Genomic DNA, 20,623 nt, shown 5'->3' on the forward strand with positions numbered 1-20,623 from the left:
GTCGGGGGTACCTATCTGGCCTCTCGGGTGGCGAGGTATTCGTCTGACGGAGCGACCCCGTAGGCCTGGGGGATCGGCTGTCCGGCCATGTAGAGCCGGTCGGCGATACGTCGCGGGAGCGGGAGGGCCTGGAACTCGCCGTGGATCACACCGTCGGTCCCCATCGGCCGGCCGTTGAACCGGGCGATGGTGACGATCTTGTAGGGGTCACGCCCGTGCGAGTCGAGCACCGCGATCTCCGTGACCTTCCTGGTGCCGTCGGCGTGCCGGGTCAGCTGGACGATCACGTCCACGGCGCTGTTGATCTGGTCGTGCAGGGCCTCGAAAGGGATCTTGATCTCGGACATCGACGCAAGGGTCTGGAGTCGCATCAGCGCGTCCTCCGCGCTGTTGGCGTGGACGGTGGCCAGTGAACCGTCGTGCCCGGTCGACATCGCCTGGAGCATGTCGAGCGATTCACCGCCTCGGACCTCACCGACGACGATGCGGTCGGGGCGCATGCGCAAGGAGTTGCGCACCAGGTCGCGGATGGTGACCTGGCCCTTGCCCTCCACGTTCGCCGGGCGGGTTTCGAGCCGGATCACGTGACCCTGCTGGAGCTGGAGCTCGGCGGAGTCCTCGATGGTCACGATGCGTTCGCCCTCAGGGATGAGTCCGGAGAGCGCGTTGAGCAGAGTGGTCTTCCCCGTACCCGTGGCCCCGGAGACGATCACATTGAATTTGGCCTGGACGAGGGCGGCGAGCAGCAGCAGCATCTGCTGGTCCAGCGAGCCGAAGCCGATCATCTCCTGGAGCGAGAAGGACCTGGGGAAGCGCCGGATGGTGAGCGTCGCACCGGTGAGCGAGAGCGGCGGAATGATGACGTTGACGCGCTCACCGCTGGGCAGACGGGCGTCGACCATCGGGTTGGCCTCGTCCACGCGCCGGTTGACCGTGGAGACGATGCGCTCGATCGTCTGCATGAGCTGCTCGTGGCTGGCGAAGCGCATCGGGAGCTGTTCGACCCTGCCCGCCCGTTCGACGAAGATCTGGTCGGGGCCGTTGACCATGATCTCCGTGATGGAGGCGTCCTCCAGGAGCGGTTCCAGGACACCGAGCCCGAGCGCCTCGTCGACGACCCGGCGGATGAGCTGGGAGCGTTCGACCGTGGAGAGGACCGGGCCCTCACGGCTGATGATGTGGCCGAGGACGCGTTCCAGTCGGGCCCGCCGGTCGGCGGCGGCCAGCGAGGACATCTCCGCGAGGTCGATCTCCTCGAGGAGCTTCGCGCGGTACGTGGCGACCAGATGGCCGTCCTCCCGTCCCCCTCCGCGCTCCTCGGGGGCGGTGATGCGTGCCCGCAGGCTCATGAGTGGTACTCCTCGGATGGGATGGGTGAGCTCAGTCGCGCGGCATGGTGGCGGACTTCTCGACGGTCCGGTCACCGAGCAGGCCGAGCAGGACGTCCGGGATGGCGACGGTGACCTTGACCGTGATCGCGTCGCCACGGACCGGCGGCGAGATCCGGGCCCGGTCGGCGACCCAGCCGGTCATGGATGCCCTTCCGACCCGTTCGTAGGACCCGGAGACGTCCTCCTGCGCGGCGGTACGAGCGGCGGCCCTGGCTCCGGTGCCCGCCTGCTGCGCGGTGTAGGCGATCAGGCCGAGCTGAATGCCGGCGAGGCCGATGAGTATGAGGATGGGGAGGAAGCCCAGGTACTCGATGGCGGTCGAGCCGCGGTCCCGGCCCCTGCCTGCTCTCGATGCGGCCGCGCGTGGGATGCGTACGGGCGCCATGACACGTCACTTCCCTTCCGCGGCCGCGCCGGCCGTTGCCTCGACGGGGATGGGGAGGCTGGCGAAGCCCGGGAACAGGACGGGGGCCTTCAGCCTGACGGTGGCCTTGACCATGTCGCTCCCCTCGGACCCGCACTCGCGGATCTCCGCAGGCCCTTCCCAGGCGCTCGGGAGCCGTTCGTACACGGCCGCCTCGCACCGGCTCCGCCGGTCCCAGGCGCCCGAGGCAACGGCTTTGCGTACGCCTTCGTCCGCCGCGCCGCTCGCCAGGGTGAAGGTGTAGCCCACCAGCACCGCCTGCCAGAGCAGCACCAGCGTCACCAGGATGATCGGCACCATCCCGGTGAACTCGACGCTCAGCTGTCCCCGGTCGTTTCTCAGCCGTGCCCGTATCCGGCCCGGTTCTCCCCTGTTCCTCATCACTGTCGGCCTCCCCCGCTGGTCGTGCCGCCCTTGCGCCGGCGGCCCCCGATCGAGCCCCTGTCGCCGCGCAGCATGCCGCCGCGCGACTCCGCTCCTTGCGAAGGCTTCACGAGTCCGAGCTCTCCCGCCAGGGCCCACAGGGCCTGTTTCACGGTGGAGCGTGGGTCCAGTTCGTGCATCCGGCCGGAGTCGACCGCTCCCTGGAGCTCCTTGAAGTTCGCCGGTACCGCCGTGCCCGCCATCCGGGTGCCGGTGATCCGCTGGATCAGGGGCGGCTGGATCTCCGTGTTGCGGTTGAAGCGGTTGACGAGTGTGACCGTCTCCTCGGCCTTGCGGATCTGGAGCCGGTCCCACATCCGCACGATGCGCTTGGCGCCACGCACGGCGACGACGTCCGGGGTCGTCACCAGCACGGCGGTGTCGGCCATTTCGATCGCCGCGGCGTTGGCACCGTTCATCTGGCTTCCGCAGTCGATGACGACGACCTCGTAGCGCGAGCGCAGGGCGCTGACGATCTGGCGGGCGGAGCGGTCACTGACCTCCTCACCGCGTTCACCCTCCCCGGGCGCCAGCAGCAGCGCCAAGCCCGTGTCGTGCGAGAAGACGGCGTCCGAGAGGACCCTCGGTGATATGTCGGTGATGGCTGCCAGGTCGACCACGGAACGCCGGAACTGCACGTCGAGATAGGCGGCGATGTCGCCGGTCTGGAGGTCCAGGTCGACGAGTGCGGCCGTACGGCCCGAAGCCTGTGCCGCGAGTGCCAGCTGGACGGCCGTCACGGTGGCCCCTACGCCGCCCTTGGCGCCGGTGACGGTGACGACGGTGCCGCCGGGGCCGGTGAACACATCACCGCTCGCTCCGAGGTGGCGCCGTACGCCGGTGGACCACTGGGCGGCGGCCTGGACCCGGTTGGCGAGTTCCTCGTAGCTCAGCGGGAGGGTGACCAGGCCCCGTGCCCCGGCATCCATGGCGGCGGCGAACAGGACTTGGCTCGCGTCGGCGGTGATCAGCACGACCCCTACGGCGGGGAAGCGCAGGGAAACCTCCCGGATCAGTTCCAGGGCGGGCACCGGGCCGATCCGCTCATGAACCAGTACGACCTCGGGCAGTTCCTCGATGGACTCGCTCGCGAGGCGGGCGAGTGTGTCGATGAGCTGTGTCGAGTCACCGGCCGGAGCCGCCGGCTCGGCGTCGGGGAGCTGGCTGAGCAGGGTGGTCACGGACCTGGCCGCGTCGGCGTCACCGACTGCCGGGAGGATTCTGGTGGTCATCCCAGCCTCACTTGTCGTTGTCGAGCGTGTAGGTCCGGTCGCCCGGACGGATGGTGCCGTCGCTGCCGGGAGCGATCAGTGCGAGACGTACGTGCTGGGCGAAGGACTCGGCGTAGGCAACGCGCTGGGTGTCCAGGGTGTTGAGCGCGAAGGTGATCGGCACGGCCTCCGTCGCCTGGTTCCTGTCGTCCTTCCCCGGGTCCAGGGCGGTCAGTTCGCCGACGTCGAGGACCTTGGCGTTGGAGACGATGACCTTGGACTGCGACACCTCGCCGTCCTGCTCGCCCGCGAAGGTGGCGTAGATGTTCACCTTGTCGTTCGGCCGGATCTTGCCCGCCACGCCCGTCGCCGCGTCGATCATGATGGCGATCTCCTGCTCGCCCGGCCTCAGTTCCGGGCTCTTCACCATCATGTCGGACTGCATCAGGGAACCCTTCTGCAGTTCGGTGACGGCGATCTTTCCGTCGATCTCGTCGATCTCCGTGACGGCGTTGTCCGACAGCCAGCGCTCGGGCATGGAGACCTTCTCGAACTGCCCGGCGGCCAGGGCCGTGTACGGGGCCACGTCGATCTTGAGCCGGTAGGCGTCGACCTCGGGCCCGACCTTCGAGTTGACGTCGCTGATCACCGAGAGCACCCCGGCGAACGCGCCGAAGGCGCACAGGACCGACAGGAGCAGGAGTATCACGCCGCGGCGCTGGCGGGAGTTCATGGGCCGGACAACCTCGTTCGAATCGGATGCGTGGAGCAGCGGACAGAGAGGGATGCGCGGTGTCTGCGGAGAGCCCTGGGCGCGCTAGGAGCTCGGTGGCGCGGGCGCTCCATGGTTCAGGACACCCGCGGAGTGCATTCGGTTCTCCGGCGGTGCCAGGGGGGAGGAACAGAACCCGCAGCGGTCGCCGATGAGCTCCATTCCGCACCAGTGGCAGTTTTCCCGTCGTACGGAGGAAACGAGCTGATAGATCACGGAGATGTCCGGGAGGAAGGAAGCGAATTCGATCAGCTTCCCGGTCCCCCACCAGCGCGGCGAACCGGAGGGCAGCGCGCACTCCTGAACGGCCTGCACCCCCCATGCCGGAGCGAGGGTCTGCTGGACCCATTCGGATGTCAGCTGTCCCTTGGCGATCAGCAGCTGGGTGGCGAACGACGGCCCGGCCGGCGGTTCCACGGACGGGCCGACCTTGATGAGCTGCGGGCTGGGGCCGGCGAGTACGGCGAACGTCGAGCCGGGCACCCAGGACTTGGCGTGCGTCTTGAGGCTGACAGGCACCCGGTCGAGCCTGGCCACCGAGTTCAGCAGGGCTCCGGCGTGGATGTAGTGGGCGAGCAGCCTGGCCGCCGAGGCCACGACTCCCGGGCTGAAGTCGCAGATGGACAGCTGTCGCAGCTGGCGCACGAGTACGGCCACGCCCAGCGGCGGCAGGTCCACCTTGAGCAGGGCGATGCGGTCGCTCTCCAGGACCGAGCGAATGGCGTGCAGCCTGCGTTCATGGGCGGGGCTGATGCCCGTGGGATAGACCGCGATCACATAGCCGTGCTGCTCCAGAAGCAGGTGCATGTCACCGATCGCGAGATCCAGGGGCTGGGCTTCGGGCGCCTGCAGCAAGGCCGCTGTGGGCGTCTGCTGATCCGTCGGCGGTAGCACCAGATCAGCACTGGTCACTGCTATTGCGGTGGGCACGCTCTTCCCCGTTCGGCTCCGGCCGTCGTCTGGGGTGACTCCGGCCGCAATCGCTCCTGCTCCGTGCTTCTTCCCCAGCACTTTAGCCACGTCATACCAGGCAGAGAACAGATATCGGAACCCAGTACGAACTCGTGCGGCACAGGCGTTCGCAACGCCTCCGTACGAAATCGGACGAAAAGCAGAGTCGTTAACTCCTGTACCACTGCACAGAGTTACCCGGCCCGTTCGGGTTTGAAATCTGCGGGAATTCATCCGCCCACGTCAGAACGGGCTCCACCCGCTTTCCCCCGCACCCCAGGATATCCACTCCGTCACGGTCCGGGAGCCCCGGCCACTTCACCCGCGCGAGTGCACCCCGGGGGCGCGGGTTCGGTCACCCGAAGGTGTGGGTGAACACGGCCCGACCCTCCGGTTACGCCTCGCCGTACGCATCCGTACCACCAGAGGTCTTGACAACTCGATTGGTCTGGACCAGTTTATCGGCCAACGGTGGCCACCGTTCCCGCCAGCACCCCCAACTCCCCCACCGGAGGCAGCAAGTGGAACGCTCCGCAGGCAGCAGCAGGCACAGAAGACGCCGGGTCCGGCCGCTCCTCGGCGGGGCCGTCGCCGTCGTCGCGGCCGGGGCACTGGCCGTCACCGGGCTCGTCAGCACCGCGCAGGCGGCCGATGTCAACGTGGCCAAGAACGCCGGATTCGAGTCCGGGCTCGCCAACTGGACCTGTTCCGGGGGCAGTGGCGCCACCGTCTCCTCCCCCGTACACGGCGGCACCTCCGCGCTCAAGGCCACCCCGGCCGGGCAGGACAACGCCAAGTGCACGCAGACCGTGGCCGTGAAGCCCGGCTCCACCTACACGCTGAGTTCCTGGGTGCAGGGCGGCTACGCCTATATCGGCGCGAGCGGCACGGGCACGACGGACGTCTCCACCTGGTCGCCCGGGTCCAGCGCCTGGACCCAGCTGAAGACCAGCTTCACCACCGGCCCCTCCACCACCTCGGTGACCGTCTACACCCACGGCTGGTACGGCCAGGCCGCCTACTTCGCGGACGACGTACAGGTGACCGGGCCGGACGGCGGCGGTGGCACGGACCCGGAGCCCGCGATCCCCGGGACCCCCGCCGGGCTGACCGTGGGAGCGACGACCACCTCTTCCGTCGCCCTGACCTGGAACGCGGTCTCCGGCGCGACCGGCTACACCGTCTACCGCGGTGGGACGAAGGCGACGACCTCCACCGGCACCTCCGCGACGGTGACCGGGCTGGCCGCCGACACCGCGTACCAGTTCTCCGTGAGCGCGACCAACTCCGCCGGTGAGTCGGTGAAGTCGGCCACCGTGAGCGGCCGTACGGCGAAGGCCACCGATCCGGGCCCCGGCCCGGTCACCTCGGTGCCCAAGCACGCGGTGACCGGCTACTGGCAGAACTTCAACAACGGCGCCACCGTCCAGAAGCTCAGCGACGTCCCCGCGAACTACGACATCATCGCCGTCTCCTTCGCGGACGCCACGGCCACGCCCGGCGCGGTCACCTTCAACCTGGACTCGGCGGGGCTGAACGGCTACACCGTCGCCCAGTTCAAGGCGGACATAAAGGCCAAGCAGACCGCGGGCAAGAACGTCATCATCTCGGTGGGCGGCGAGAAGGGGGCCGTCGCCGTCAACAGCGACGCCTCCGCGACCGCCTTCGCCGACTCGGTGTACGCGCTCATCCAGGAGTACGGCTTCAACGGCGTCGACATCGACCTCGAGAACGGCCTCAACTCCACCTACATGACGAAGGCGCTGCGCTCCCTCTCGTCGAAGGCGGGCTCCGGCCTCGTCATCACGATGGCGCCGCAGACCATCGACATGCAGTCGACCTCCGGTGAGTACTTCAAGACGGCGCTCAACATCAAGGACATCCTGACCGTCGTCAACATGCAGTACTACAACAGCGGTTCCATGCTGGGCTGTGACGGCAAGGTCTACTCCCAGGGCTCGGTGGACTTCCTCACCGCGCTCGCCTGCATCCAGCTGGAGGGCGGCCTCGCCCCGTCCCAGGTCGGCCTCGGTGTCCCCGCCTCGACCCGCGGCGCGGGCAGCGGCTACGTCGCCCCGTCCGTCGTGAACGCGGCCCTGGACTGCCTGGCCAAGGGAACCTCCTGCGGTTCCTTCAAGCCCTCCAGGACCTACCCGGACCTGCGCGGCGCGATGACCTGGTCCACGAACTGGGACGCCACCGCGGGCAACGCCTGGTCCAGCGCGGTCGGCCCGCACGTCCACGGGCTGCCGTAACCCTGTCGGACCTCCGATCCAGCAGCGCCGCCGCTCCCCCGGCGGCGCTGCTGCGTGCGTGTGGATCCGTACTCCGGTGTCACCAGGGCAGTTCGCGCACCTGCTGGACGCACAGCACGATGAAGAGCAGTCCCGCCGCGCTCAGCATTCCGTTGCTGAGCCAGCCGTTGCGCCACTCCCTCGGTGTCCGGTCGGAGTTGAGCAGCCACAGCAGGGTCAGTGCCAGGAACGGCATGAAGAACGCCCCCAGCACCCCGTAGCCGATGACCAGTCCGAAGGGTTCGTCCAGCCACAGCAGCGTCATCGGCGGGAAGGTCAGCCAGAGCAGGTACGCGCGGAAGGGCACGGACCGCTCCTGCCGGCCGACAGTCCCGCTGCCCGCCTTCTCCACGCCCGCGTCACCACGGCCGGCGGCCTGGATCCGCTCCACGAAGTCGGCGAACATCAGGCTCACGCCGTGCCACACACCGATGAGCGACGAGAACGACGTCGCGAAGAAGCCGACCAGGAACAGTTTCGCGGTGCCCGCACCGAAGCGGTCCTCCAGGATCTGGCCGAGGTCGATCAGCCCCCGGTCGCCCTTCGTCAGGGCGATCTGTGAGGAGTGCAGCAGCTCGGCGCCGACGATGAGCATCGCGACCACGAAGATGCCCGTCGTGATGTAGGCGACCCGGTTGTCGATCCGCATCACCTTCATCCAGGAGGAGTTGGACCAGCCCTTGGCGTTCACCCAGTACCCGTACGCCGCCATGGTGATGGTGCCGCCGACCCCGCCGATCAGGCCGAGCGTGTAGATCAGGGAGCCGTCCGGGAGTACGGGGAGCAGCCCGGCGAACGATGCGCCGACGTCCGGCACCACGCGGATCGCCACGTAGACCACGACGACGAACATCACGCCGATCAGGACCGTCATGACCTTCTCGAACACGGCGTACTGGTTGAACCAGACGAAGACCAGGCCGATCAGCCCGGTGATGATCGCCCAGGTCTTGAGGCCCGGACCGTCGGGGAAGAGCGCCACGATGGGCAGGGCGCTGGAGGACATGGCCGTCGCGCCGTACACGAAGCCCCAGATGACGACGTACACGGCGAAGTAGCCCGTGGTCCACCCGCCGAGCGTGCGCCAGCCGTCGAAGAGGGTGCGGCCCGTCGCGAGGTGCCAGCGGCCCACCGCCTCCGCGAGGGAGATCTTGACGAGGCAGCCGATCACGGCCGCCCACATGAGGGTGTAGCCGAATTTGCTTCCCGCGATGAGCGTCGCGACCAGGTCGCCGGCTCCGACGCCCGTCGCCGCGACGACGATGCCGGGCCCGATGTACTTCCAACTGGATCTACGTGGACGGGAGTCCAGCTCCCCGGTCTCTGTGGTTCCGCTTGTCTCCGCCATGTCGATCAACGAAGCGTAAAGTTCCGCTTCGCACAAGAGGGCGCGTGATACCCCCGCCAGGCCCCCTCCGCCCCGGGACAGCTGTGGACGTTCCGTGACAGGAGACAGCGGTGCACTCCCCCAGTCCCCGTGGGACGCTTGTCGCGCTGGACCGTAGGGCGCTGGACGGGGGAAGTCACATGGCAGGCGCGCGAGTTGATCCGCTGGGGAGCGGAGATCCGGCGACGCTCGGCAGCTACGAACTGATCGGGAGGCTGGCTTCCGGCGGCATGGGGCGCATTTACCTCGCCCGGAGCGCCGAGGGGCAGCTGGTGGCTGTGAAGACGCTGCTCGCCGAGGGTGTCGTCGGCGATGTCGACCGACGGCGGTTCACCCGCGAGGTGGAACTGGCCCAACGCATCGACAGCGTGTTCACGGCGAAGGTGCGTGACGCGGACCCGCGGGCGGAACGGCCGTGGATGGCGATCGACTACATCGCCGCACCACCCCTGTCCGAGCTCGTGCGAACGGCGGGCACGCTGCCCGCCTCGGCCGTGAGGTGGCTGGCGGCGGGCACGGCGGAGGCGCTGGTCACGCTGCACGGCGAGGGCATCATCCACCGGGATCTCAAGCCGCAGAACATTCTGCTGCCGCTCCCCGGCCCGCGTGTGATCGACTTCGGCATCTCGCACGCGAACGACATCACCCGCACGAGTCTCACCCTGGGCACGATCGCCTTCACCTCGCCGGAGCAGGCGCGGGGTGAGCCGTCGACCGAGGCGTCGGACGTGTACTCGCTCGGGGCGACCCTGTTCCATCTGGCGCTCGGCAGGCCCCCCTACCGGGCCGACAGCGACACGCTCGCCCTGCTGGCCCAGGTGCAGCGGGGCCAGCTCGACCTCGACGGCCTGCCCAAGGAACTGACGACGCTGATCCGTCCCTGCCTGGCGGCCGACCCCGCGCAGCGGCCCGTCCCGGCCGAGATGCTGGCACTCTTCCGGCAGTCGCTGGCCGGGCTTCCGGTGTCGCAGGGCGGCCGCCGCTGGCTGCCGCAGCGCTGGACGGACCTGATCAGCGCGTACGAACGTCATGGGCGGGACCTGGCCCGTGGTGCCGGCATCGGCACGGGCGGGGCGGATCCCGAGGGGGTCACGGTCGACCAGCTCACGGGCATCGTCCCGCCGCCGGGCCCGACCCGCGTGTACACGCGGGAACGCGAGCAGGCCGAACGCGAGCAGGCCCGGCGTGAGCAGGCCCGGCGTGAGCAGGCCGAACGTGAACGGCTGGAGCAGGAGCGCGTCCAGCAGGAGGAGGCCGAACGCGCACGGGTCGAGCGGGAACGCGCCCAACGCGAGCTCGCCCAGCAGGAACGGGCACAGCGCGAACGGGAGCGGTTGCGGGAGCAGGAGCGGAAGAAGGCGGAGAAGAAGGAGCGGGAGCGTGCGGAGAAGCAGGCCGCCCGGGCGCGCGCCCGGCAGCAGGCGTCCCGGGCGTCCTCCGCCTCGACCGGAGCGCCGGCCAGGACGCCCCGCCCCACTCCGGCCCGGACGCCCACACACCCGCCCGCCCCTGCGGGAAAGACGTCGTCCGCCGTGGGCTGGCTGGTGGTGCTGGCCATCGTCGCTCTGGTCCTCTGGCTGGCCAACAGGCCCGACAGCGATACGGGCTCCAGCGGCAGGGTGAGCACGAGCACGAGTGCCACCGCGACCACCGACAGCGATGCCGGCACCGGCACGAACACCGGTACCGGCTACGAGCAGCCCGGACCGACTCCCGAGCCGACGCCCGACGCGGAGGACGAGGCGTTCGGCGAGGTGTCGTCCGGGGACTGCCTCACCGCCTCCGACGACGGGTACGGCGACTGGTCGACCGATACTCCGGAGACCGTGGACTGCGATGCCGGCGACGCCTACCTCCGGGTGACCTCGACGGACAGCGGGATCAGTTCCTCGGACTGCCCGAGCGGTACCGGCGAGTCGTTCTGGACCCACGCCGGGTCCGAATCGGAGTTCAGCACCACGCTCTGTGTGGAGCGCCAGTTCCGCGTGGGGCAGTGCTTCCCCGCCAAGCACGAGGGGGACCAGATGCTGAACGGCCGGCTCATGACGGTGTGGGGCTGCGGCAAGGACACCGTGCCCGAGGGCTACAACGCGATCCTGGAGATCACCGGCCGCTGGCGCGCCGAGTCGACCTATCCGCCCGGCTACTGCTCGGAGAACCGGAACGACCAGGAGGACTACTGGCGGTTCGAGGTGAACGACGACAAGACGGTGCTCTGCGTCAAATGGGTCTGAGACGTAAGGACCAGGCCGGACCGGCCCGCAATCGGACCGGTCCGGCGTGATCCGGGCGGGACGCCCTAGATCACCAGGCTCAGCGCCGCCGCGACCGCGAAACCGGCGACCGAGAGGACCGTTTCCAGCACCGTCCAGGTCTTCAGGGTGTCGCGCTCGGAGATGCCGAAGTACTTGGAGACCATCCAGAACCCGCCGTCGTTGACGTGCGAGGCGAAGATGGAACCCGCCGAGATCGCCATGATGATCAGCGCGAGGTGGGCCTGCGACATGCCCTGGCCCTCGACGAGCGGGACGACGATGCCGGCCGTGGTGACGATGGCGACCGTCGCCGAGCCCTGTGCGACGCGCAGCGCCACGGAGATCAGCCAGGCGAGCAGGATGACCGGCAGGCCGACGTCGTTGAAGGTGTCGGCGAGGGCGTCGGCGATGCCGCTGCCCTTGAGGACCGCACCGAAGATCCCGCCGGCGCCGACGACCAGCAGGATGTTGCCGACGGGCTTCAGCGAGGAGGTGGAGACCGACTCGAGGGACTTGCGGGACCAGCCTCGCCGGATGCCCAGGAGGTAGTAGGCGAGGAGCAGGGCGATCGTCAGCGCGACGAAGGGGTTGCCGAAGAACTCGATGACCGAGCGCAGGGTGGACGGGTCCAGCGCGATGGAGGAGAACGTCGCGGCCAGGATGAGCACCAGCGGGGTGCCGATGATCGCGAGCACGGTGCCGAGCGGGACGGGCTTCTCGTGCGGGGTGACACCGGACGCGCGCTGTTCGGCGACGACCGCGGCCTTGGACTCCTCGGCCGCCTCGACCATGTCCTGCGGCACCTCGACGAAGATGCGCTTGCCGATCCAGGCGGCGTAACCCCAGGCGGCGAGGACGGACGGGATGCCGACGAGGGCGCCCATCAGGATGACCCAGCCGAGGGAGACGTTGAAGAGGCCTGCGGCGGCGACCGGTCCGGGGTGCGGCGGCAGGAACGCGTGGGTCATCGAGAGGCCTGCCAGCAGCGGCATCGCGTACAGGACCACGGACTTGCCGGAGCGCTTGGCGGCGGCGTACACGATCGGCGCGAGGACGAAGATGCCGACGTCGAAGAAGACCGGGATACCGAAGATGAGGCCGGTGAGGCCCATGGCGAGCGGGGCGCGCTTCTCGCCGAAGAGGTTCAGCAGGCGGGCGCTCAGGACCTCCGCCCCGCCGGACACCTCCAGGATCGCGCCGAGCATCGTGCCGAGGCCGATGATGATCGCGACGTGCCCGAGGATGCCGCCCATGCCGGATTCGATGACGGAGACGGCCGCGGACTTCTGGACCGTGCCGAAGAGTTCGGTGACGGAGAGACCGGCACCCAGGCCGACGGCTATGGACACGGCGAGCAACGCGACGAACGGCTGCAGCCTGGCCTTGATGATCAGGAAGAGCAGGAGCACGATCCCGAGGGCGGCGACGGTCAGCAGACCGGGGGTCCCGCCGATCAGGAGGAGCAGTCCACCGGTGTGGGGTGGCACCTCTGGGGCGGGGGCGGCGGCGGCGAGCAGCATGAGCGGTCAACTCCGTTGGTGACGGGGTCCTTCGGGGCAGGGGGGAGCGCGGCACGGCGCCCCTCTGCGGGAGGGGTGGGGCGCCGTGCCGTTCTGCTGGGTGGTGCGGTGGGGCGAGCGGTCCGGGGGAGCCGGCTCTCCGGGGGGCGGATCGCCGGGTCGGCGGATCAGGTGATCAGCCGAGGACCGCGAGCGCGTCGATCTCGATGAGCAGTCCCTTGGGCAGGCCGACGTACACCGTCGTACGTGCGGAGGCGGGAGCCTTGAGGCCCTGCTCCTCGAAGTACTCGTTGTAGATCGCGTTCATCTCGGCGAAGTGGTCGACGTCCGTGAGGTAGACGCGCATCATCATCACGTCGTCCCAGCTCGCGCCGCCCTCCTCCAGGATCGCCTTGACGTTGGCGAAGGTCTGCAGGGTCTGCTCGCGCAGCGTCGGGCCGGCCGGGGTGGGGGCCTGGCCCTCGACGGCGGGCAGGAAGCCGACCTGACCGGCGACCTGGAGGATGTTGCCCTTCCTCACGCCGTGCGAGAACTTGGCGGGCGGGGCGGTGTGGGTGCTGGGGGTGAGGGCGGTCTTCTCGGTCATGGCGGTTCAGGCTTTCTTGGTGGGGGTGGTGCCGGAGTACTCCCGGCTGATGGTGTCCGCGGTGCGTCGCACCAGGGGGAGCAGGGTGAGGAGTTCCTCGGCCGTGACGACCACGTTCGGTGCGGACACCGACATGGCGGCGACGACCCGCCCGTCCGCGCCCCGAATGGGGGCGCCGACGCAGTTGATGGACTCCTCGTGGCCACCGAGGTCGGTGGCCCAGCCCTGTTCGCGCACGACGGCGAGTTCCCTGAGGAAGGCACCGGCGTTCGGGAGCGAACGGGACGTGTACATGGGGTAGTCGAGCCGTTCGGCGATCGCACGCCGCTCGGGCTCGGTGAGGTCGGCGAGGAGCAGCTTGGCGACCGCGGCGACGGTGATCGCGACGGGCTTGCCGATCCGTGAGTACATCCGCACGGGGTAGCGGCTCTCGACCTTGTCGATGTAGAGGACCTCGTTCTCCTCGTACACCGCGAGGTGGACGGTGTGACCGCACTGTTCGTTGAGCGCGACGAGGTGGCTGTGGGCGATCTCGCGTACGTCGAGGTTCTCGACGGCTTCCTGCGCGAGCGCGAAGAGGCGTGCGCCGAGGCGGTAGCGCTGGTCCTCCTGGCGGTAGACGAGGCCGTGCTCGTGGAGCGTACGGAGCAGGCGCAGCGCCGTGGACTTGTGTACGCCGAGCCGCTCGGCGACCTGGCCGAGGTCGGCGGGGCCCTGGGCGAGCAGCGGCAGGATGCTCAGCGCGCGGTCGACGGTCTGGCTCATGTGACTCGTACCTCCTCGTTCGCCCCGGCGGCGGCTGTCCAGCCGGGGCCGAGACGAAGTGTGCCCCAGGCCTCGTCGTCCAGGGCGGCGAGCCGGTCCGCGTACGCGCGGGGCGGGGGGCCGGTGAGGTCGCCGGGGACGGTGAGGACGGCGGCGGCCATGAGGTGGCCGTGCCGGGCCCGGTCGCGTACGGGCAGGTCCCGCAGGGTGGCGGAGAGGAACCCGGCGGCGAAGGCGTCACCGGCGCCGACGGCGGCGACGACGTCGACACGGAGGGAGGGGACCGTGGTCACGGTGTCCCTCTCCGGGCTGTCGCCGGTACGCGAGAAGACGGTGACGCCCTCCGAGCCCCGTTTCACGACCAGGACGTCCGGCTCCGGCAGGGCGGCACGGATCGCTTCGGTGCCGTGGACTCCCCATGCCTCTTCCGCCTCGTCCTCCCCGACGAAGACGAGGTCGCAGCGGCGGGCGAGGTCGAGCAGCACCTCCGGGCCGGCTTCGCCGTCCCGCCACAGGCCGGGCCGGTGGTTGACGTCGAAGGAGATCGGCGGGCGGCCGTCGCGGGGGGCGGTGAGGTCGTGGAGGAGTGCCAGGCAGTCGGCGGAGAGCGCCGCCGTGATGCCGGACAGGTGCAGGATCCGGGTGGAGAGGAGGTCCTCGTACGGGACGTTGTGCGGGGACATCGCGGAGGCCGCGGAACCGGCCCGGTAGTACGCCACCTCGTGGGCGTCGGTGGCCCGGTCGGTCGCCGTGCGGAAGTAGATGCCGGTGGGGCGGCCCGGGTCGCGCCGTACGGCGGAGGTGTCCACCCCGTAGCCGGCGATCGTGTCGACGAGGTGGTCGCCGAAGCCGTCGGCGCCTACCCGTCCGACCCATTTGGCGCGGTGGCCCGCGGCGGCGAGCGCGCAGGCGACGTTGGACTCGGCGCCGCCGATGCCCCGGCCGAAGGAGGGGACGTCGGCGAGGCGGCCCGGCTGCGAGGGCAGGAACGTCACCATGGACTCACCGAGGCAGACGACGTCCGCGGTGGCTGTCCTGGCTGCGTATCCGGGCACTCTGGGCTCCTCATGGTCGGCCGTGGGCGCCGGTGCTCACCATTGACCCGGCATCGGCTCGGATGTTAGACAGCCTTGAGCGATATACGCAACGCCTGTTGCACAGAATGCAACGACTAGTTTCCCCGAGGAGATCCTCTTGGCCGCCGAGCAGTCCCCCGAACAGTCCGTGACGGCACTCGCCGGCGAACGGGTCGACCACCGTTTCAAGGCGCTGCCGCCCGACGCGGAGGGGCTGACCGTCGGCGCCCTGGCGGCCGAGCGCCGCAACCTCTTCACGGGGGGCTTCACCACCCCCGTGCTGGCCCTCTCCGCCGAGTCGGTCGAGGCCAACCTCGCCCTGCTGGAGACGTACGCGGAGCGGCACGGCCTGGCATTCGCTCCGCACGGCAAGACGTCGATGTCCCCGCAGCTCTTCGCCCGTCAGCTGGAGTACGGCGCCTGGGGCATCACGGCCGCCGTCCCCCATCAGGCCCGGGTGTACCGCGCCTACGGCATCCGGCGGATCTTCCTGGCCAACGAGCTCGTCGACGCGGTGGCGCTGCGCTGGCTGGCCGGCGAGCTGGACGCCGACCCGGACTTCACGTTCGCCTGCTACGTCGACTCCGTACGCGGCGTCGAGCTGATGGACGAGGCCCTGCGCGCGGCCGGTGCCGTGCGCCCCGTCGATGTCGTGGTGGAGCTGGGAGCCGGCCAGGGCGCCCGCACCGGTGCCCGCACGGAGGCCGACTGCGCGGCGGTGGCCGACGCGGTGGCCGACGCGTCCACCCTGCGCCTGGTGGGCGTCGCCGGTTACGAGGGCGAGGTGCCGGACGCCTCCCCCGAGCGCGTACGGGAGTGGCTGCGCCGACTCGTCGCGCTGGCGGCGGACTTCGACGGGGCCGGACGCTTCGGCGCGCTTGCCGACGGCGAGGAGATCCTGATCAGCGCGGGCGGCAGCGCGTGGTTCGACGCGGTCGCCGATGTCTTCGCGGAGATCCCCTCACTGAGCCGGCCCGTCCTCAAGCTGCTGCGATCCGGCGCGTACGTCAGCCACGACGACGGCCACTACCGCCACCTCACCCCCTTCAACCGGATCCCCGAGGAGGGCACCCTGCAGCCCGCCTTCCGCCTCTGGGCCCAGGTGGTCTCCCGCCCCACCCCCGAGCAGGCCTTCGTCAACGCCGGCAAGCGCGACGCCGCCTACGACCTGGACCTCCCCGAGGCGCAGGTCGTCCGCTCCGCGCGCGACGGCTCGGTGCGTCCGGCCACCGGCATCACCGTCAGCGGACTGTCCGACCAGCACGGCTGGGTGCGCACGGAGGCGGGCGCCGAGCTGGAGGTCGGCGACTGGATCGGCATGGGCCTCTCGCACCCCTGCACCTCCTTCGACAAGTGGCAGCTGATCCCGCTGGTGGAGGCGGACGGCACCGTCACCGACTACATCCGCACCTTCTTCTGATCCCGGCGGAACCGCTCCCCCACCCCGAAAGGCGACAACCCATGGACCTGGTCATCCGCGACGCCCGCGTCATCGACGGCACCGGCGCCCCCTCCTACCGCGCCGACGTGGGCATCACGGACGGCCGGATCACCGAGATCCGCGGGGAGGGCGACGGCCCCCGCCCCACGGCCGCCCGCACCCTGGAGGCCGACGGCCTCGCGCTCTCGCCCGGCTTCATCGACATGCACGCGCACAGCGACCTCGCTCTGCTGCGCGACCCCGACCACAGCGCGAAGGCCGCACAGGGCGTCACCCTGGAGGTCCTCGGCCAGGACGGCCTGTCGTACGCCCCCGCCGACGACCGCACCCTCGCCGAGGTCCGCCGCTCCATCGCCGGCTGGAACGGCGACGGCAGTGACATCGACTTCGACTGGCGCACCGTCGGCGGCTACCTGGACCGCCTCGACCGCAACTTCGGCGGCCAGGGGATCGCCGTCAACGCCGCCTACCTGATCCCGCAGGGCACGGTCCGGATGCTCGCCGTCGGCTGGGACGACCGCCCCGCCACCGCGGCCGAGCTGGACCGCATGAAGGAGCTCGTCGCCCAGGGCATGGCCGAGGGCGCGGTCGGCATGTCCTCGGGCCTGACCTACACCCCCGGGATGTACGCGAAGGACGCCGAACTCACCGAGCTGTGCCGGGTGGTGGCGGCGCACGACGGCTACTACTGCCCCCACCACCGCTCGTACGGCGCCGGAGCCCTCCAGGCGTACGAGGAGATGGTGCAGCTGACCCGCGACGCCGGCTGCGCCCTCCATCTCGCCCACGCCACCATGAACTTCGGCGTGAACAAGGGGAAGGCCCCCGAACTCCTCTCCCTCCTGGACGACGCCCTCGCGGCGGGCGCGGACATCTCCCTCGACACCTATCCGTACACGCCCGGCTGCACGACCCTCGTGGCGATGCTGCCGAGCTGGTCGAGCGAGGGCGGGCCCGAGTCGATCCTGACCCGGCTCGCGGACGAGGCGACGGCGGAGCGGATCCGCCACCACATGGAGGTCCTGGGCTCCGACGGCTGCCACGGCGTCCCGATCGAGTGGGACCGGATCGAGATCTCCGGCGTCGGCAACCCGGACCTGTCCGGCTACGTCGGCCGTACGGTGGCCGAGTCCGCCCGGCTGCACGGCGAGGAGCCGTGGGTGACGGCCCGCCGGGTGCTCGTCGAGGACCGGCTGGGCACGACGATCCTCCAGCACGTCGGCCATGAGGAGAACGTCCGGCAGATCATGCGCCACCGGGTGCACACCGGCGGCAGCGACGGAATCCTCCAGGGCGACAAGCCGCATCCCCGCGCGTACGGCACGTTCCCCCAGTACCTCGGCCGTTACGTGAGGGAGCTGGGCATCCTCTCCCTGGAGGAGTGCGTCGCCCACCTCACCTCACGGCCCGCGGCGCGGCTGCGCCTGCCCGACCGCGGCCACGTCCGCGAGGGCTACCGCGCGGACCTGGTGCTCTTCGACCCGGCCACGGTGGCGGCCGGGTCGACCTTCGACGAGCCGCGCACGCTCCCTGTGGGCATCCCGCACGTCCTGATCGACGGCCGCTTCGTCGTCGAGGACGGCAAGCGGACCTCCACCCTGGCGGGCCGGGCGGTGCGCGGCACGGGCGTCACCCGGGGCTGAGGGCGGGGGCGGGGACGGGGACCTGACCGGCCCCCGCCCCGTCGCCGTCCCTACGGCTTGGGCAGTGCGCAGCCCGCCCGGTTCAGGTCGATCCGGTTACCGGTGCCGATGCACGGCACGATGCCGTAGGTCTGCTGGGCGTAGTTGATGCCCTCGCGCACGGTCACGGTGCCGTTCTCGTCCACCTCGCACGGGTTGTTGTCCGTGCACTGCTGCCCGTCCTCGTTCCCGGTGTTGTTGACGGCCACCACCTTGCCCGTGGCGTCGTCGATCACCGGGGACCCGGACGTGCCTCCGATGGTCCGGCAGGCGGAGGTGTAGCGGACCGAGTCCTTCCAGGTCCAGGCCCCCTCCTTGAGGCGGTACGCGAACCCGTCGACGGCGCAGCTGTAGGTGCGCTTCCAGTAACCGGACGCGACCGTGATCGCCGAGCCCTTCACGGGGTGGGCGGCGTCGAGTTCCAGGGCCTTGATGCCGTAGGAGCTCTCGATCTGGGCGTAGGTGCGGGTCAGCTGGTACAGCGAGACGTCGGTGTCCGTCATGGTCCCGTACGCGATCTTGGACGCTCGCAGGGTGCCGACACCGCTGCCCGCGGCGTTCAGCAGGGTGAAGCTGCGGGTCGACGCCTTGTCGATCACGACCTCGCCCGGATCCGGGAAGCCGGTCTCCAGGCAGTGGCCGTTGGACAGGACGAGGGCGGGGTCGCCGGGCAGCGACGACGGCGCCCGGACGACAGAGCCGGAGCAGTTGCTGAGCGCGACCGTACCGGCGAAGGTGACGGCCTTGGCGCGGACCTCGGCCTCGCCCGGGCTCGTGGCCGTGGACGCCGCCGCGGGTGCGACGCCCGCTCCGAGGAGCAGGACGGAAAGAAGTGCGCCGACGAGAGGCTTGTTCATGTGGGGGTCCCCTCCAGATGTGCCAGTGACCGGAGTTCTTCCGGTTTTTGACATGCGCATGCTTGCGCACAGGAGGGAGGTCCAACAAGGGGCGAAATCAAGCCGCCGCACGGATCAGCGCACCGGCCCCGCCACCCGCGAGGCCGCACGGGCCTCGACCCCTCCCCTGGCCACCGGCCGCCCGAGGAGGACCCCCGCCAGCACCAGGCCGAGCCCGCAGAACTGACGGGCCGTGAGCGTCTCGCCCGCGACCAGCGTTCCCAGCAGCACCCCCGTCACCGGATTGAGCAGCCCCACCAGGCCGACCGTCGCGGCGGGCAGGTGCCGCAGGCCGGCGAACCAGGCGGCGAAGGCCAGGGCCGTCGCCACCACGGCGACGTAGGCGAAGCCGAGAAGGGCCGGCCCGTCCAGGTGGGGCGGCGCGCCCTCGACGAGCACGGCGAACGGCAGCAGCAACAGTCCGCCGGCGATCAACTGCCAGGATGTCGAGGCGAGTACATCGACCTCGCCGCCCCACCGCTTGGCGAGGACGTACCCCAGGGACGACAGGAGCATGGCCGCCACGGAGGCGAGCACTCCGCCGGGCGAGGCCGACGCCGCACCGCCGAGCAGCATGAGCGCGACTCCCCCGGCACCGATGACCGCACCGGCCAGGTGCCGCGCGTGCGGACGTTCCGCGACGAGCCCCCAGGCCACCGCCATCATGACCATCGGCGAGGTCGCCATGATCGTCGAGGCCAGGCTGGTCGGGAGCGCCTGGGCGGCGATGTACACCAGGGCGAAGAAGACGCCCGTGTTGAGCAGACCGAGCACGGCGCTGCGCCACCACCACGAGTCCCGCGGCAGCTCCCTGCGCACCGCCAGGAGGAGCAGGCCTGCGGGCAGGGCCCTGATCGCCGCGCCGTAGAGGGGGTCCGAGGCGGGCAGACAGGCCTGGGTGACGAAGTAGTTCGTGCCCCACGACACGGGTGCCACAGCCGTGACGAGCGTCCAGCGCAGACCAGCTTCCATGGAAGCTATTATGTCTTCCTCGGAAGCTATAGTGAAGTCATGCAGGAACATCCCGAGAAACCGCTGGACCACGTCGCCCGGATCCAGGCCGAGTGGGCCCGGGAGCGCCCGGATCTCGACGTGCGCCCGCAGGCCGTGATCGGGCGGCTGCACCGGCTGGGCGCGCTGCTCACCGAGCAACTGTGCGCCGTGTACCGCCGTCACGGTCTGGGCGAGGGCGAATTCGACGTGCTGGCGGCACTCCGGCGCGCGGGCGAACCGTTCGAGCGTGCCCCGGGTGAGCTGGCGGCTCACACCATGGTCACGACCGGCGCCATGACGAAGCGGATCGACCGCCTGGAGCGCGACGGCCTCGTCACGCGCCGCCGCTCGACGGCCGACGGACGGGGCCGGGTCGTGGCGCTCACCCCGGCCGGACGGGACCTGATCGACCAGGCCTTCGGGGCGCACATGCAGAACGAACGCCGCCTGCTGGACGCACTGTCGCCGGAGGAGGCCGTGCAGCTGGAGACACTGCTGACCGCCTGGCTGGCCCGCGTCGAGCCGCCGCGGCCGGACGCCTGACCCGGAGTACGAC

18 protein-coding genes are annotated in these 20,623 nt (G+C 70.3%); 5 read left to right on the forward strand and 13 right to left on the reverse strand.

The window, feature by feature from the left end:
- Nucleotides 1–11: 11 nt before the first annotated feature.
- The 6 genes from ACFWFI_RS07780 to ACFWFI_RS07805 all read right to left on the reverse strand — a co-directional run bounded on the left by ACFWFI_RS07780 (nucleotide 12) and on the right by ACFWFI_RS07805 (nucleotide 5,151).
- The gene (locus ACFWFI_RS07780) at nucleotides 12–1,349 is read right to left on the reverse strand and encodes a CpaF family protein (RefSeq protein WP_387386839.1); all 1,338 of its coding nucleotides are present in this window, start codon (nucleotides 1,347–1,349) and stop codon (nucleotides 12–14) included.
- A 31-nt stretch (nucleotides 1,350–1,380) separates the two neighbouring features.
- A complete protein-coding gene (locus ACFWFI_RS07785; protein ID WP_387386842.1) occupies nucleotides 1,381–1,776 on the reverse strand; it encodes a TadE/TadG family type IV pilus assembly protein in 396 nt (131 codons plus the stop codon).
- Nucleotides 1,777–1,782: 6 nt separating this feature from the next.
- On the reverse strand, nucleotides 1,783–2,196 hold the full coding sequence (locus ACFWFI_RS07790) for a TadE/TadG family type IV pilus assembly protein (protein ID WP_387386845.1): 414 nt from the start codon (nucleotides 2,194–2,196) through the stop codon (nucleotides 1,783–1,785).
- Complete coding sequence (locus tag ACFWFI_RS07795) at nucleotides 2,196–3,470, reverse strand: AAA family ATPase (RefSeq protein ID WP_387386848.1); 1,275 nt, start codon at nucleotides 3,468–3,470, stop codon at nucleotides 2,196–2,198. Before ACFWFI_RS07795 ends, ACFWFI_RS07790 begins: the two co-directional genes overlap by 1 nt.
- A gap of 7 nt (nucleotides 3,471–3,477) precedes the next feature.
- Nucleotides 3,478–4,182 carry a Flp pilus assembly protein CpaB gene (gene cpaB / locus ACFWFI_RS07800; protein WP_387386850.1) on the reverse strand — a complete coding sequence of 235 codons (705 nt, stop codon included), beginning with the start codon at nucleotides 4,180–4,182 and terminating at the stop codon, nucleotides 3,478–3,480.
- Between the two features lie 84 nt (nucleotides 4,183–4,266).
- On the reverse strand, nucleotides 4,267–5,151 hold the full coding sequence (locus ACFWFI_RS07805; protein WP_387386853.1) for a hypothetical protein: 885 nt from the start codon (nucleotides 5,149–5,151) through the stop codon (nucleotides 4,267–4,269).
- A gap of 542 nt (nucleotides 5,152–5,693) precedes the next feature.
- Here ACFWFI_RS07805 and ACFWFI_RS07810 point away from each other — a divergent pair.
- Nucleotides 5,694–7,427 carry a chitinase gene (locus ACFWFI_RS07810; RefSeq protein WP_387386856.1) on the forward strand — a complete coding sequence of 578 codons (1,734 nt, stop codon included), beginning with the start codon at nucleotides 5,694–5,696 and terminating at the stop codon, nucleotides 7,425–7,427.
- Nucleotides 7,428–7,506: 79 nt separating this feature from the next.
- Here the strand turns inward: ACFWFI_RS07810 and ACFWFI_RS07815 are convergent, their stop codons facing one another.
- A complete protein-coding gene (locus ACFWFI_RS07815) occupies nucleotides 7,507–8,814 on the reverse strand; it encodes an Nramp family divalent metal transporter (RefSeq protein WP_387386859.1) in 1,308 nt (435 codons plus the stop codon).
- A 179-nt stretch (nucleotides 8,815–8,993) separates the two neighbouring features.
- Here ACFWFI_RS07815 and ACFWFI_RS07820 point away from each other — a divergent pair, with 179 nt between their 5' ends.
- Nucleotides 8,994–11,087: a serine/threonine protein kinase gene (locus ACFWFI_RS07820; RefSeq protein WP_387386861.1), complete on the forward strand. Its 2,094-nt coding sequence runs from the start codon at nucleotides 8,994–8,996 to the stop codon at nucleotides 11,085–11,087.
- 65 nt (nucleotides 11,088–11,152) lie between these two features.
- Here ACFWFI_RS07820 and ACFWFI_RS07825 read toward each other — a convergent pair whose 3' ends face one another.
- From ACFWFI_RS07825 to ACFWFI_RS07840, 4 genes are all read right to left on the reverse strand, one after another.
- Nucleotides 11,153–12,628 (reverse strand): GntP family permease, encoded by a 1,476-nt coding sequence (locus tag ACFWFI_RS07825; protein WP_387386863.1) that lies wholly within the window; start codon nucleotides 12,626–12,628, stop codon nucleotides 11,153–11,155.
- A gap of 175 nt (nucleotides 12,629–12,803) precedes the next feature.
- Entirely contained in the window at nucleotides 12,804–13,214 is a 411-nt protein-coding gene (locus ACFWFI_RS07830) for a RidA family protein (protein ID WP_387386865.1), read from the reverse strand.
- A 6-nt stretch (nucleotides 13,215–13,220) separates the two neighbouring features.
- Nucleotides 13,221–13,979, reverse strand: a complete 759-nt coding sequence (locus tag ACFWFI_RS07835; RefSeq protein ID WP_387386868.1) for an IclR family transcriptional regulator — start codon at nucleotides 13,977–13,979, stop codon at nucleotides 13,221–13,223.
- The gene (locus tag ACFWFI_RS07840) at nucleotides 13,976–15,034 is read right to left on the reverse strand and encodes a sugar kinase (RefSeq protein WP_387386870.1); all 1,059 of its coding nucleotides are present in this window, start codon (nucleotides 15,032–15,034) and stop codon (nucleotides 13,976–13,978) included. The genes ACFWFI_RS07835 and ACFWFI_RS07840 overlap by 4 nt, the downstream gene beginning before the upstream one ends.
- Nucleotides 15,035–15,173: 139 nt before the next feature.
- Here ACFWFI_RS07840 and ACFWFI_RS07845 point away from each other — a divergent pair, with 139 nt between their 5' ends.
- Nucleotides 15,174–16,475 (forward strand): type III PLP-dependent enzyme domain-containing protein, encoded by a 1,302-nt coding sequence (locus ACFWFI_RS07845; protein WP_387386872.1) that lies wholly within the window; start codon nucleotides 15,174–15,176, stop codon nucleotides 16,473–16,475.
- A gap of 41 nt (nucleotides 16,476–16,516) precedes the next feature.
- On the forward strand, nucleotides 16,517–18,139 hold the full coding sequence (locus ACFWFI_RS07850; protein ID WP_387386874.1) for an N-acyl-D-amino-acid deacylase family protein: 1,623 nt from the start codon (nucleotides 16,517–16,519) through the stop codon (nucleotides 18,137–18,139).
- A gap of 50 nt (nucleotides 18,140–18,189) precedes the next feature.
- Here the strand turns inward: ACFWFI_RS07850 and ACFWFI_RS07855 are convergent, their stop codons facing one another.
- The gene (locus ACFWFI_RS07855) at nucleotides 18,190–19,035 is read right to left on the reverse strand and encodes a S1 family peptidase (protein WP_387386876.1); all 846 of its coding nucleotides are present in this window, start codon (nucleotides 19,033–19,035) and stop codon (nucleotides 18,190–18,192) included.
- A 114-nt stretch (nucleotides 19,036–19,149) separates the two neighbouring features.
- Nucleotides 19,150–20,046 carry an EamA family transporter gene (locus tag ACFWFI_RS07860; RefSeq protein WP_387386878.1) on the reverse strand — a complete coding sequence of 299 codons (897 nt, stop codon included), beginning with the start codon at nucleotides 20,044–20,046 and terminating at the stop codon, nucleotides 19,150–19,152.
- A 39-nt stretch (nucleotides 20,047–20,085) separates the two neighbouring features.
- On the opposite strand from ACFWFI_RS07860, the gene ACFWFI_RS07865 reads away from it, so the two are divergent.
- Complete coding sequence (locus ACFWFI_RS07865) at nucleotides 20,086–20,610, forward strand: MarR family winged helix-turn-helix transcriptional regulator (RefSeq protein WP_387386881.1); 525 nt, start codon at nucleotides 20,086–20,088, stop codon at nucleotides 20,608–20,610.
- Nucleotides 20,611–20,623 lie beyond the last annotated feature (13 nt).

It is taken from the genome of Streptomyces sp. NPDC060209, assembly GCF_042728155.1.
Classification (GTDB): Bacteria; Actinomycetota; Actinomycetes; order Streptomycetales; family Streptomycetaceae; genus Streptomyces.

What these genes read in the sequence shown, in the direction of transcription:
- ACFWFI_RS07780 (WP_387386839.1), bottom strand. Translation starts at nt 1,349, where the DNA reads ATGAGCCTGCGGGCACGCATCACCGCCCCCGAGGAGCGCGGAGGGGGA.
- ACFWFI_RS07785 (WP_387386842.1), bottom strand. Translation starts at nt 1,776, where the DNA reads ATGGCGCCCGTACGCATCCCACGCGCGGCCGCATCGAGAGCAGGCAGG.
- ACFWFI_RS07790 (WP_387386845.1), bottom strand. Translation starts at nt 2,196, where the DNA reads ATGAGGAACAGGGGAGAACCGGGCCGGATACGGGCACGGCTGAGAAAC.
- ACFWFI_RS07795 (WP_387386848.1), bottom strand. Translation starts at nt 3,470, where the DNA reads ATGACCACCAGAATCCTCCCGGCAGTCGGTGACGCCGACGCGGCCAGG.
- cpaB (WP_387386850.1), bottom strand. Translation starts at nt 4,182, where the DNA reads ATGAACTCCCGCCAGCGCCGCGGCGTGATACTCCTGCTCCTGTCGGTC.
- ACFWFI_RS07815 (WP_387386859.1), bottom strand. Translation starts at nt 8,814, where the DNA reads ATGGCGGAGACAAGCGGAACCACAGAGACCGGGGAGCTGGACTCCCGT.
- ACFWFI_RS07820 (WP_387386861.1), top strand. Translation starts at nt 8,994, where the DNA reads ATGGCAGGCGCGCGAGTTGATCCGCTGGGGAGCGGAGATCCGGCGACG.
- ACFWFI_RS07825 (WP_387386863.1), bottom strand. Translation starts at nt 12,628, where the DNA reads ATGCTGCTCGCCGCCGCCGCCCCCGCCCCAGAGGTGCCACCCCACACC.
- ACFWFI_RS07830 (WP_387386865.1), bottom strand. Translation starts at nt 13,214, where the DNA reads ATGACCGAGAAGACCGCCCTCACCCCCAGCACCCACACCGCCCCGCCC.
- ACFWFI_RS07835 (WP_387386868.1), bottom strand. Translation starts at nt 13,979, where the DNA reads ATGAGCCAGACCGTCGACCGCGCGCTGAGCATCCTGCCGCTGCTCGCC.
- ACFWFI_RS07850 (WP_387386874.1), top strand. Translation starts at nt 16,517, where the DNA reads ATGGACCTGGTCATCCGCGACGCCCGCGTCATCGACGGCACCGGCGCC.
- ACFWFI_RS07855 (WP_387386876.1), bottom strand. Translation starts at nt 19,035, where the DNA reads ATGAACAAGCCTCTCGTCGGCGCACTTCTTTCCGTCCTGCTCCTCGGA.
- ACFWFI_RS07860 (WP_387386878.1), bottom strand. Translation starts at nt 20,046, where the DNA reads ATGGAAGCTGGTCTGCGCTGGACGCTCGTCACGGCTGTGGCACCCGTG.
- ACFWFI_RS07865 (WP_387386881.1), top strand. Translation starts at nt 20,086, where the DNA reads ATGCAGGAACATCCCGAGAAACCGCTGGACCACGTCGCCCGGATCCAG.